Source organism: Microbacterium sp. LWH3-1.2, assembly GCF_040675855.1.
Classification (GTDB): Bacteria; Actinomycetota; Actinomycetes; order Actinomycetales; family Microbacteriaceae; genus Microbacterium.
The window spans coordinates 3,643,005-3,654,421 of record NZ_JBEGIK010000001.1 but is presented as its reverse complement, the minus strand read 5'-3'; the positions used below and the strand labels follow the sequence as shown (position 1 = coordinate 3,654,421).

The 11,417-nt window shown below is 69.9% G+C and carries 10 protein-coding genes, 1 tRNA gene and 2 pseudogenes; 4 read left to right on the top strand and 9 right to left on the bottom strand.

Translation table 11 applies throughout. The annotated features are described in order from the left end of the window. Window positions 1–4: 4 nt before the first annotated feature. The 6 genes and pseudogenes from MRBLWH3_RS17055 to MRBLWH3_RS17030 all read right to left on the bottom strand — a co-directional run bounded on the left by MRBLWH3_RS17055 (window position 5) and on the right by MRBLWH3_RS17030 (window position 4,016). Window positions 5–349 (bottom strand): ATP-dependent DNA ligase, encoded by a 345-nt coding sequence (locus MRBLWH3_RS17055; protein ID WP_363434471.1) that lies wholly within the window; start codon window positions 347–349, stop codon window positions 5–7. A gap of 61 nt (window positions 350–410) precedes the next feature. Beyond that, window positions 411–1,295, bottom strand: coding sequence for an ABC transporter permease subunit (locus MRBLWH3_RS17050; RefSeq protein WP_363434468.1), 885 nt, complete (start codon window positions 1,293–1,295; stop codon window positions 411–413). Then, a complete protein-coding gene (locus tag MRBLWH3_RS17045; protein ID WP_363434465.1) occupies window positions 1,292–1,945 on the bottom strand; it encodes an ABC transporter ATP-binding protein in 654 nt (217 codons plus the stop codon). Before MRBLWH3_RS17045 ends, MRBLWH3_RS17050 begins: the two co-directional genes overlap by 4 nt. A gap of 151 nt (window positions 1,946–2,096) precedes the next feature. After that, window positions 2,097–2,975, bottom strand: a pseudogene (locus MRBLWH3_RS17040) (MFS transporter); the annotation flags it as partial. A 4-nt stretch (window positions 2,976–2,979) separates the two neighbouring features. Beyond that, complete coding sequence (locus tag MRBLWH3_RS17035; protein ID WP_363434463.1) at window positions 2,980–3,669, bottom strand: aquaporin; 690 nt, start codon at window positions 3,667–3,669, stop codon at window positions 2,980–2,982. Further along, on the bottom strand, window positions 3,666–4,016 hold the full coding sequence (locus MRBLWH3_RS17030; protein WP_363434460.1) for a metalloregulator ArsR/SmtB family transcription factor: 351 nt from the start codon (window positions 4,014–4,016) through the stop codon (window positions 3,666–3,668). The genes MRBLWH3_RS17035 and MRBLWH3_RS17030 overlap by 4 nt, the downstream gene beginning before the upstream one ends. A 117-nt stretch (window positions 4,017–4,133) precedes the next feature. On the opposite strand from MRBLWH3_RS17030, the gene MRBLWH3_RS17025 reads away from it, so the two are divergent. From MRBLWH3_RS17025 to MRBLWH3_RS17010, 4 genes and pseudogenes are all read left to right on the top strand, one after another. Then, window positions 4,134–5,423, top strand: coding sequence for an FAD-dependent oxidoreductase (locus MRBLWH3_RS17025; protein ID WP_363434457.1), 1,290 nt, complete (start codon window positions 4,134–4,136; stop codon window positions 5,421–5,423). 14 nt (window positions 5,424–5,437) lie between these two features. Next, a complete protein-coding gene (locus tag MRBLWH3_RS17020; RefSeq protein ID WP_363435609.1) occupies window positions 5,438–5,932 on the top strand; it encodes a GNAT family N-acetyltransferase in 495 nt (164 codons plus the stop codon). An 89-nt stretch (window positions 5,933–6,021) separates the two neighbouring features. After that, the gene (locus tag MRBLWH3_RS17015) at window positions 6,022–6,915 is read left to right on the top strand and encodes a metalloregulator ArsR/SmtB family transcription factor (protein ID WP_363434454.1); all 894 of its coding nucleotides are present in this window, start codon (window positions 6,022–6,024) and stop codon (window positions 6,913–6,915) included. Window positions 6,916–6,960: 45 nt separating this feature from the next. Beyond that, window positions 6,961–7,365: pseudogene (locus MRBLWH3_RS17010) on the top strand (arsenate reductase ArsC); the annotation flags it as partial. A gap of 400 nt (window positions 7,366–7,765) precedes the next feature. Here the strand turns inward: MRBLWH3_RS17010 and MRBLWH3_RS17005 are convergent. The 3 genes from MRBLWH3_RS17005 to MRBLWH3_RS16995 form a co-directional block, all read right to left on the bottom strand. Then, window positions 7,766–7,850 (bottom strand) — tRNA-Ser (locus tag MRBLWH3_RS17005). A 41-nt stretch (window positions 7,851–7,891) separates the two neighbouring features. After that, complete coding sequence (locus MRBLWH3_RS17000; RefSeq protein WP_363434451.1) at window positions 7,892–10,171, bottom strand: transglutaminase TgpA family protein; 2,280 nt, start codon at window positions 10,169–10,171, stop codon at window positions 7,892–7,894. Beyond that, window positions 10,158–11,417: a DUF58 domain-containing protein gene (locus tag MRBLWH3_RS16995; RefSeq protein WP_363434448.1), complete on the bottom strand. Its 1,260-nt coding sequence runs from the start codon at window positions 11,415–11,417 to the stop codon at window positions 10,158–10,160. The genes MRBLWH3_RS17000 and MRBLWH3_RS16995 overlap by 14 nt, the downstream gene beginning before the upstream one ends.

The window sequence follows — 11,417 nt, the reverse complement described above, 5'->3', positions numbered from 1 at the left end:
CGGGCTATACGTCGGCGGTCACGAGTTCGCTGATGTCGTGCGACTCGGTGGGTTCACCCGGTTCAGGGACGAGGTAGAGACCTGCCGGCGAATTGGCGGCGGCGACGAGGGCCTCCAGCCACGCGTGGTTGAGACGGGGCGGACGGGACCCGTAGTACTTGAAGACCAGGCTGGCCTCGGGATGGACCCACACCGAGGTTCGCCCGTTGCCGATGCTGGCGTCATCCTTCCAGGTGAAGTGGAACCCTTCCCTTCGCCGCAGCTTGGTGGTGATGACCAGCTGCAGGTGAGCCAGTGCGCGGTCTTCGAAGTCGACCTTGACGGCGTTCTCGTAGATCAGCTTTCCCATCGAGGACACCCCCATTCGACTGCGCCGTCGCTTCTTCCTGCACACGCTACGCGGATAACCGTTAGGCGCAAGGGTCCGAAGTGCGTCGTCGGCCGAGCTGGTCTTGCGTCGCCCTCCTGAGCCTTCGTGGGGCTCGTCCGAGGGCCAGGGCCAACGTGGCGAGCGCGATGAGGACCGCTGATCCTCCCCAGAGCAGCGCGAGTCCGGCCCAGTCGAACCCGGTTGCCAGCGGCGCGTTTCCGTAGGCCCATTCGATCGGAGAGAGTGTGCGCAGCCAGTCGAGGTCTTCACTGTTGTTGGCGACCGCTTGCAGGATGTAGCCGACGACAGCCCACGCGGCGCCCGCTCCAATGGCCAGCGTTCGACGGCCGGTTGCGGCGCCGACGGCGAAGGCCGCTGTCCCGGCGAGCAGACCGAGTCCGACCCACGCTAGTGACACGGCGAGCAGGTTCGCGGCATTCAGCTCGAGACCTGCGGGGTCGTTCACGAGCCACACGACGACGTAGCCGGCGGCGCCCACGGTGATGAGCTTCACGACGAGTGCCGCCGCACTCTCGAGGCAATAGCGGACGCGGCCGACATCGTGCGCGAGGGTGAGCTCGAGTTGCCCGGACTCTTCCGCGCCTGCTGTGGGTGCGGCGCCCCACGAAATCCCGGCGATCGTGATGAGTGCGAACCCGAGCAGCCCGAAGAACGTCGACTGCGCGTACCCGGCTCCGGTTGTGATGCTCTCGTAGCCGAGCGTGCGGACCAGTTCCGGCGGGAGCGAGTCGATCATCCCGGCGAGTTCAGGGCTCTGCATCGAGGGGAACAGTGGGAGGTAGATCAGAATGACTCCCGCGATTCCCGTTGACCAACCCGCCACGCCGCGCCAGCCATCGAGAATCTGTCGCCGCAGCACAGGCAGCGTTGGGCCGGAAGCGGACGCAGATGCGACGGCGGTCATGATGCCTTCCCCTTCTGCTCGTAGAGGCTGAGGACCGATTCCTCCAGGTCGGGCTCCTCCACGGTGAGGTCGCGGATCGTCCCGGCGGTCAGGGCGCGGATGAGCGGGTCGATGGCACCGAGGGCGGTCGCGGCGACTCTGATCAGTTCGCTGCCGGGGGCTTGTGTGACATCGACCTCGTCGACGTCGGTGACAGCGAGCAGCGATGCGCGCAACGCATCGGGAGGAGTGGCTGTGACGGTCGCCCGGATCCGCCGCACGCTGGCGATCCGCAGCGCCGCGACGGACCCCTCCGCGACGACGTGTCCGTGTGCGAGGACGGCGACGTCGTCGGCCGCTTGCTGAACCTCGCTGAGCACGTGGGAGCTGAGCATCACGGTCTGCCCGTCATTGCGGGCTTCGGTGAGCATGGCGAGAAACTCCCGTTGCACCAAGGGGTCGAGCCCGCTGGTGGGCTCGTCGAGCACGAGCAGATCGGGCCGGTGCATGAACGCTTGAACGAGGCCGACCTTCTGCTTATTGCCTTTGGAGAGGGTTCCGACGGGGCGCGTGAGGTCCAGTCCCAGTCGTTCGGCGAGCTCGTCGACCATTCCGGGTGCGACGGGCCCGCTGATGTCCGCGAGGTGGCGCAGCAGTGCCCGGCCCTTCACCCGGCCATCGAGCCGGAGCTCGCCGGGGACGTATCCGATGCGGCGTCGGAGGGCCGCACCACCGCTGCGCGGGCTCTGCCCGAGCGAGGGTAAGCGAGCCGCGGACGGCGCCCGCAACCACGCCGGCGATGCAGATCCCCGCCGAGCTCCCGGCGACAGCGAACATTACGAGGACGATGGCACCCAGCGCTCCGACAAGGGTGGGTGGGATCCACGGAGCGCGGGTTCGAGGAATGGCCAGGTAGAGCAGGCGCCCGACCACCTGCCCGGCGCCGATCAGGCCGAGTACCCACGCCGCGGCCTGCAGGTCGAGGCCCTTCTCGACCGACGCCGGGACGGCAGACAGTGTCACGGCGTAGAGCGAGAACGACATCAGCGCGAACGAGCTGGCGAGAATCCACAAGCGGCGGGAGTGGAGGATGCGCCCGCACTCGTCATCGCCGTCGGCGACCCTGTCGGGGTGCGGCCAGCAGCGTTCCACCGTGCGCGCGTAGGTGGGTACCGCGGCCGCTGCGAAGATCATGGCGAGGACGACGAACGCTCCTCGCCATCCGACCTGGAGGACAAGCCAGCCGGTGAGAGGCGCGAAGATCGTCGACGCGAGTCCGCCGGCGAGGGTGACGAGCGCGAGTGGTGCGTACCTGTTCGATCGGTAACGGTGCGTGATGACGGTGAACGCGGCCTGGTCGAGCACGGCCGATTGGGCTGTGCCGCACACGATCCATGTTGCGGCGAAGACCCAGAGGGTCGGGGATGCTGCGGCGGCGAGCAGTGCGATCGTTCCGACGACGGCGCCGGTCACCATGACGCGTCGCGGATGTCGGTCCAGCCAGCGCCCGACGGGGATGGCGGAGAGAGGGGCGGTGAGCAGTCCGGCGGTGATGGCGAGGAAGATCGCCTGCTCGTCCCACCCGGTCTCGTCGGCGATCGCGGGCGCCGCGACGAGGACGGCGTAGTAGAGCACGCCCCACGCGACGACCTGCGCGGCCGCCAGGGCGGTGAGGTACGCGCCGGATCGGAGACGCGTCATGGGCTCAGTCTCGCGCGGTGGCAGGCTCCGGCGCGGCGACGGGGAACAGCACCCGGATGGCGGCGAAGCCGAGCGCTGCGCCCACCAGTTGTGCGCCGATGAACGGCAGTGCGGAGGTGGGGGCGATGCCGGCGAACGTGTCGGTGAACATGCGGCCGATGGTGATCGCCGGGTTGGCGAAGCTCGTCGACGAGGTGAAGAAGTAGGCGGCGCCGATGTAGGCACCCACCGCGGGGGCGGCCGAGTTGGAGCGGCCGGTACGGACCAGCGCGAAGATGAGCAAGATGAGCCCGGCGGTGGCGACTACCTCGGACAGCAGGTGCGGCCAGTCCGACCGGTCGGTGGTGCTCCAGGCCACGGCCGGTGCGGCGAACATGACGTTCGCCAGCACCGCCCCGGCAATGCAGCCGAGTACCTGGGCGGGCAGGTAGACGGCGGCGGTGAACCAGCTGCGGCGGTGCAGGGTGATGTCCACGAGGGTGACGACCGGGTTGAAATGGGAGCCGGAGACGGTGGCGAAGACGAGGATCAGCACGGCGAGTCCGAGGGCGGTGGCGATCGCGTTCTCGAACAGCTGCAGCCCGATGTCGGTCGGCGAGAGGCGTTGCGCGGCGATGCCGGAGCCGACCACGACTGCGGCGAGTCCGGCGCTGCCGAGGAGCTCGCCGGCGGCAGCGCGTGGGAGGGAGCTCACGAGGCGACGAGGAGCTGCGAGACGCGGTCGAGCGCGCCGGGGACCAGCTTGAAGTACGCCCATGTGCCCCGCTTGCTGCGGGTGAGGAATCCGGCATTGGTGAGGATCTTCAGGTGGTGCGACACGGTGGGCTGACTCAGCCCGACCGGTTCGATCAGGTCGCACACACACGCTTCGGTGTCTTCTGAGGCCGCCACGATGGACAGTAACCGCAGCCGCGTGGGATCGGCCAGCGCCTTCATCGTCCCGGCCAGATGCTCCGCCTCTTTAGCGGTGAGCGGCTCGCGTACCAGCGGTGTGCAGCACGCGCCGGCGGTGACGTCGGTGAGGTCGAGCATCGTGGCCATACATCGACGATAGTGGATATTGACATATGTCGATACGGCGTTGCACAATCATGCATCGAAGTTCATCGATATTCGCTGGAGGCTGTTGTGACTCTGCTCGACCTGACACCGCGAACCGTGACCGCGGACCGTGTGTCGACTCTTCCCGTCGTGATCATCGGCGCCGGCCCGATCGGGCTGGCGGCCGCGGCCAACCTGGTCGAGCGCGACATCGACTTCGTCATCTTCGAAGCCGGGGACGAGGTCGCCGCGAGCGTACGGGCGTGGGGCCACACCCGACTCTTCTCGCCGTGGAAGCACCTCGTCCACCCGTCGTCCAGCCGCCTGCTCGGCGAGCACGGGTGGGAGACCCCCACCCCGGAGCTGGCGCCCACGGGTGCCGAGCTGGTGGAGCAGTACGTCGCCCCGCTGGCCGCACTGCCGGAGATCGCATCCCACCTGCGGCTCGGCGTCGAGGTCGTCGCGGTCACCCGTGAGGGGATGGACCGCACCCGCACCCGGGCGCGGGCGGCGACCCCGTTCGCGGTGCGCATCCGGAGCGCGAACGGGGACGTCGAGGATGTCGCCGCTCGGGCGGTGATCGACGCGTCCGGGACATACCGCTCGCCCAACTCGCTGTCCTCGAACGGGCTCGAGCTCTTGGGTATGAGCGACATCGCCGATGCGGTGACACCAGCGCTGCCGGACATCCTCGGCCGCGACCGCGCGCGCTTCGCCGGCCGCCACACCACCGTCGTGGGTGCCGGACACTCCGCAGCGAACACCCTCCTCGGCCTGGCGGAGCTGGCGCGTCAGGAGCCGGGAACGACCGTGACCTGGCTGATCCGCAACGCCCAAGCCGTCCGGGTCTCCTCGTCCCCGGATGACGAACTCGCCGATCGCGCACGACTCGGCAGCCGCGTCGACCAGGCCGTCGCGGACGGTCGGATCACGGTGCTCGATGGTTTCGAGATCATCCGCGCCCGACGCGCAGGGGAGAGGGTGGAGCTTGTCGGGCAGCGCCGCGGCGAGGTCGTGGTGCACACCACCGATGTCGTCGTGAACGCCACCGGGTTCCGCCCGAACCTCGACATGCTGCGCGAGATTCGCCTCGAGCTGGACGAGATCGTCGAGGCGCCCAAGCGACTCGCCCCGCTCATCGATCCGAACGTGCACTCCTGCGGCACGGTCGAGCCCCACGGGTTCCGCGAGCTCACCCACCCCGAGCAGGGATTCTTCATCGTCGGCATGAAGTCCTACGGGCGCGCGCCGACGTTCCTGCTCGCCACCGGATACGAGCAGGTCCGCTCCGTCGCCGCATGGCTCGCCGGCGATACCGCCTCGGCATCGAACGTCGAGCTGGTGCTCCCTGCGACCGGAGTGTGCTCCACGAACCTCGGCGACGGCGCGTCAAGCTGCTGCTCGTGATCACAGTGCGCGAGATGACGGCCGGCGATTGGCCGGCGGTCGCGGCGATCTACACGCAGGGGATCGAGGACGGGGAGGCGACCTTCGAGGTCGCCACGCCATCCTGGGAGGCCTTCGACGCCGGGAAGCTCCGTGACCACCGCTTCGTCGCCGTGGACGCCCACGGTGTCCTTCTGGGATGGGTCGCCGCGTCACCGGTCTCCTCGCGACCCGCGTACCGAGGGGTCGTCGAGCATTCCGTGTACATCAACCGAGCGGCACGCGGTCGCGGCGTGGGGCGCGTGCTGCTCGACGCCTTCATCGCGGCGTCCGAGCAAGCCGGGATCTGGACGATTCAGTCGAGCATCTTCCCCGAGAACGCCGCCAGCCTCCGGCTCCACGAATCTGCGGGGTTCCGGACGGTAGGTCGACGGGAACGCATCGCCCGGTCGGGGACGGGACCTCACGCCGGGATGTGGCGCGACACACTGCTCATCGAGCGCCGCAGTGCGGTCGTCGACGGCGGCTGAGCGGTGGATGAGTCGACCACACGGCACGTCAACGGGACAATCCATGCCGGCCGCTTCAAGTCGATCGAGGAAGTCGGGAGGATAGACTCATGTCTATGGATTCTGCGGTCGCTCCCGCACTGACGACGCTCGCCGACCCCACCCGCGCGCGCATCCTGCGCCTGATCCTCGACGCTCCGGACGGGCGCCAGCTCGTGGGCAGGCTCGCCGACCAGCTCGGCTTTCGCCAGCCGACCGTCAGCCACCATATGCGTGCGCTCCTTGACGCCGGCGTGGTGATCCGCGAGCCCGAAGGCAGGCGCGTCTGGTACTCCATCAACCCGGATCAGAGCGAACTGGTGACCACCGTTCTCGGCGGTGTCGCGACGGACGAACCGGAACCGGACCTGGGCCGAGTGGTCGCCGATCTTCAGGGCCGCTTCCGTGGCGTCGTCGGCCCCGAGACCGTGGAGCGGTATGTGCGGGAGAGTCACGCGCTGCTGGCCGCGCGTCAGTCGACGCCCCTGCTCGCATCACGCTCGGCGGCCTTCGCCGCCCAGCGCCTCACCGATCTGCTCCGGGTCGACGAGAGCAGCCGCGCGGTGCCCGAGGTCCTGTTCGTCTGCGTGCAGAACGCCGGCCGCTCGCAGATGGCCGCCGGCATCCTGCGGCAGCTGGCCGGCGATCGCATCGTCGTCCGCACCGCCGGCTCCGAACCCGCCGCCGATGTGCGGACCTCCATCGTGAACGCGCTCGACGAGATCGGCGTGCCCATGTCCGGCGAGTTCCCGAAGCCCCTCACCGACGAAGCGGTTCGCGCCGCCGACTATGTCATCACGATGGGCTGCGGCGATGCGTGCCCGATCCACCCCGGTCGCCGCTACCTGGATTGGGACATCGAAGATCCGGCCGGCAAGTCGCTCGCCGCCGTCCGGCGCATCCGCGACGACATCGACGGTCGCGTCCGAGATCTGCTCGCCGGCATGCAACTCGCCGTGGTGTAAATCAATAGATATTGGTCTATGCTTCTCGTGAGAGAAGGAGACTTCATGAGCGACCGCAAGCCCACTGTCCTGTTCGTCTGCGTGCACAACGCCGGGCGTTCGCAGATGGCCGCCGGCTATCTCCGGGCACTCGGCGGCGAGGATGTCGAGGTGCTTTCGGCGGGATCCGCTCCCCAAGACTCGATCAACCCCGTCGCCGTGGTGGCGATGGCGGAAGAGGGCATCGATATTGCCGGGAACACACCCAAGGTCCTGACCGTCGATGCTGTGCGTGAGTCGGATGTCGTCATCACCATGGGCTGCGGCGACGCCTGCCCGATCTTCCCCGGCAAGCGCTACGAGGACTGGGAACTGGACGACCCGGCCGGTCGGGGGATCGACGCCGTCCGGCCGATCCGCGACGAGATCCGCCGTCGCATCGAAGTGCTTCTGGCAGAGATCCTTCCCGCCCGTGGGGCGGCGTCGCCGGCGGCCAGCCCCGCCGACGAGGTCAACCCCGTCATCGCGGAGTCGCTTCACGAACTCGGCGTCGACACCGCCGCCGCCGAGCCGCGGCTGGTCACCGCAGCCGACTCGCCGCGGACGACGTCGTGGTGACCATGAAGCCGGGCCCGCCCCTTCCCGGCCCCGTTGCCGGTCGGCTCGTCGAGTAGCGGTTCCCCGACCCGGAGACGTGGGACCTCGACGGCGTGCGCGGGCTGCGCGACGCGATCGCCGGGGCTTACGCGAGACCTTGCGGGAGAGCTCGACCCGCAGCCGGTTCGAGGCCGGACCGCCAACCCGCCGAACCCACAAGAAAAGTCCTGAGCCGCGACTTGTTCGTAAACGATGTCGCGACTCAGGACAGGCGCGGAGGATGGGGGATTCGAACCCCCGAGGGCTTGCACCCAACACGCTTTCCAAGCGTGCGCCATAGGCCACTAGGCGAATCCTCCGGGAGGCCCCGGAGGGCCGCCGACCATCCTACCCTGCTCGGCTACCTTGCCCGAACCGGGGCGGTGCCGGCGTACACGCTGCCGGGCCGGATCACGAGCGAACGCGGCGCGATCAGCGCGAGGATCCGGCGCGAGGGCGGCACCGATGCCAGCAGTGAGACGCGGACGGATGCTGCGGCATCGGCCGCCGCGTCTCCCATCCAGTACGAGCGGGCACCGGCGCGGGAATAGCTGGCGCGCTCGATCGCGAGCAGGACGGTGTTCATCTCGGATGCCGCGACCCCGTGTTCGGCGACGAGCCTGCCGGCGAACGCGCGCGGCGTCTCGCTGGCGGGCACCGGGATGCCGGCGTCGATCGCGGCCTCCTGGACGGACTGCCAGGCGGCGGCCGCGTCGCCGCTTCGCGCAGCGGCATCCTGTTGCCGGCGGCGCAGCTCGCGGATGAGGAAGGGGAGTGCGAGCAGCACCAGCACCGCCGCCACCACGCCGAGGATCGGGAGCGGGTCGAGGGCGTCCCGGGCGGATCCGTCTGACGCGCTCTGGCGCTGCTCCTCGAGGTCGATCTGGGCCTGATCGCCGCGTGGCGTCGGTGTGGGGTTCGACTGCGGAGTCGTCGAATCGTTCTCGGCGGTCTGGCCGGGCAGCGTCAGCTCCGACGAGAACGTGGTCGGAACGCCGAGACCCGAGGTCGGCTCGAACGGGATCCAGCCGATCCCGTCGAAGAACACCTCGGGCCAGGCGTGGAGTTGCGAGCTCGACACGGAGAAGACGGGCTGTCCGTCGACGGTGTCGGTGGTGGGAGTGCCGGGCAGATATCCGACGACGATGCGCGACGGCATGTGGAGCGTCCGTGCCATCAGCGCGAACGCCGACGCGAAGTGGATGCAGTAGCCCTCGCGGACGTCCAGGAACCGCGCCACCGCCTCCGCCCCGCTGCCGTCGAAGTCATCCTCGACGGGCGCCTCGAGCGAGTAGCGGAAATCGGTGCCGCGGAACCAGCGCTGCAGCGCCGTCAGCCGGTCGTAATCGGTGGTGGCGTCGGCGGTCACCTGCACGGCGAGCTCGCCGATGATCGGCGGGATGTCCTCGGGCAGCTGCGTCGTCTCATCGCGCACCTGCGAGCCCACCGACACCGCCGCGCGTACCCGCTCGAGCGACGGCCGAGGGACGTTGTACACCACCTCGTACGACTGACCCTGGGTCGAGCCGCCGCTTGTGGCGACCGTGTGGTTGTAGGGGACTGCGCCCCATACACCCCCGCCGAGACCGGTGATGCCGACTGCCGGGTACGGTACCGGCGCCCACCGGGAATCGAGGTTCACGACGTCGACCTTCGCCGTGTACTCGCCGATGCGGATGTCGTCGTCGGAGTCCACCACCCCGAACGCGCGCTCGCTCTGCAGCGACACGGTCTGCGACCGGTCGGGCTCCCAGAGCCCGCCGTCGAAGCGCGAGAGCGTCGTCGCGCGCAGGTACGGGACCGAGGGCGCGTCCGTGCGGACGCGGAGCACCTCGGTCTCCCGCGGCCGGCGCAGGTCGTCGCCGAGCTGCAGGGTCGCATCGATCCCCGGCCCGGGTCCGAGGCCCGACCCGGCCCGCGCTCCGGGCTGCGGCAGCACGGGGGTCGCGACGACGGCCACGACGATCGCGATCGCGCCGATGCCGAGCGCTGTCGCGGGTACGCCGGCGGTTCGCTCCGCCTCGCGCTCCATCGGCTTCTCCCGCGAGCGGGTCTCCGAGCGCAGCAGGAAGAGGATCGTCACCGCGAGGAACACGAACCCGATGACGTCGACCTCGCTCGGCGCTGCGATCGCCGGGATGAGCGACACCGCGACGATGCCGACGGAGGCGAGCAGCGGCATCCGTGCAGTCACGACGACGTGGTCGACGATGATCGTGAGAAGCCCCATCGACCCCACCACGACGAACGCCAGCGACAGTGTGGGCTCGAGCGGCGCCGCACCGATGGTGATCTCCTCCATTGCGGCCTCGACCAGGAGGGGCACGGCGCGGAAGGTGTCGAGCGTCGGGATCACCCAGAGCAGGGCGGTGTCGCGCAGGAAGACCAGGGTCATGAACACGACCCACACCGCGACCTCGATGAGGGTCACCGCGACGGCCGGGAGTCGGTAGAGGCGGGCGGCGTAGCCGGCGGCGAGCACCATCGCCGACAGGGCGGGCGCGGCGACCAGCCACCATCCCGGCTCGACGACCCGCACGACCGGCAGCAGTGCCGCCAGCAGCGCCGCCAGAATCGCGAACGTCAGCAGCCGCTCGCCGCCGCGGGCGCGTTCCTCGCGTGCGGTCTCAGCCGAAGACATGGTGCACCCCCCGACCGATCGCGTTCGCCCAGGCGAGACTCAGATCGCGGTCCGGGCCCACAGCCGCCACGTGCCAGCCGTGGTCGGCGGCGATATCGAGCGCGTCGGCGATCGGCGCCGCCGACAGCAGGAGCGGGAGCGTGCTGTGGTGCGAGACCGGGCCGATCGCCACCGCGTCGGCCGGGTCGAGCCGCCCGACGATGAGCACGATCGGACCCGTCGAGGCCGCCGCGAACAGCCGCGACAGCCGCGGGAGGGCGTCGTCGCGGTGCGCGGTGATCGTCGCGAACTGCACGAGCATCGCGTCGACCTCGGTCATGTCGCCGCCGTCGATGCGGTCGACCAGCACCGTTCCCTCGGTGTCGAGCACCTCGACGGCGTACCCGTCGTGAACGAGCCGCGCGACCGCCGAGACGCACGCTGAGACTCCGGCCTCGAAGCCGAGGTCGGCGCCCGGCGCGCGCAACGCTTCGGGCGACCAGCGCAAGGCGGCACGGTCGAGGACGACCGTGGCCTCGGGCGTGGACTCCTGCTCCTCCTGGCGCACCATGAGCTCGTCGCGGTGCGCGGTCGCGCGCCAGTGGATGCGCCGCATCGAGTCGCCTGGCGCGTACGGCCGCGCGACGAGGTTGTCGGCGCCCTGGCCGAGCTGGTCGGTCGTGGTGTGCAGCATGCCGCCCGTGGCGCCCGCGTAGTCCACGAGCGGCGGCAGATCCACCACCGCCGGTGCGACGGTGACCGGTGTGCGCTGGCTGAACACGACCGTCCGCCGGGCGAGCCCGAACGGGTCGGACGAGCGCACGGTGAGCGGCCCGAGCGCGTGGACCCCGCGCCGCACGCCGGTGATCGTGTACACGAGGTCGATGCTGCGCGCGCCGCCGCGCTCGTCGCCGCGCAACCCCGAGCCGAGCGCGGGGAACGCCCCTTCGGCCTTGCCGCGCAGCCCCTTGGGCAGCGCGTCGCGCCAGGTTCCCGGGGCCGTGGGCAGCGCCGTGCGCACCTCGACGCGCACCGACACGCGCGCCTCTCGCCCGACCGAGACGACGTCCGGGACGAGCGCCCGGGTGACAGCATCCGAGCGGCGCCCGACGTAGAGGGACGCGATGCTGGCGACGACCACCGCCAGCAGCAGGATGCCGAAGTACATCAACTCGACGATGCTCGCCTCGTTTGCCACGATGAAGCACGCGATCGCGAGGACCAGCGCCCCGGTTCCCCGGACGGTCAGTGGCCACACGCTTCTCAT

Excerpts from the sequence above, each read along its gene's own strand:
- MRBLWH3_RS17030 (WP_363434460.1), bottom strand. The coding sequence starts at position 4,016 with ATGGCCACGATGCTCGACCTCACCGACGTCACCGCCGGCGCGTGCTGC.
- MRBLWH3_RS17000 (WP_363434451.1), bottom strand. The coding sequence starts at position 10,171 with ATGTCTTCGGCTGAGACCGCACGCGAGGAACGCGCCCGCGGCGGCGAG.
- MRBLWH3_RS17055 (WP_363434471.1), bottom strand. The coding sequence starts at position 349 with ATGGGAAAGCTGATCTACGAGAACGCCGTCAAGGTCGACTTCGAAGAC.
- MRBLWH3_RS17050 (WP_363434468.1), bottom strand. The coding sequence starts at position 1,295 with ATGACCGCCGTCGCATCTGCGTCCGCTTCCGGCCCAACGCTGCCTGTG.
- MRBLWH3_RS17015 (WP_363434454.1), top strand. The coding sequence starts at position 6,022 with ATGTCTATGGATTCTGCGGTCGCTCCCGCACTGACGACGCTCGCCGAC.
- MRBLWH3_RS16995 (WP_363434448.1), bottom strand. The coding sequence starts at position 11,417 with ATGAGAAGCGTGTGGCCACTGACCGTCCGGGGAACCGGGGCGCTGGTC.
- MRBLWH3_RS17020 (WP_363435609.1), top strand. The coding sequence starts at position 5,438 with ATGACGGCCGGCGATTGGCCGGCGGTCGCGGCGATCTACACGCAGGGG.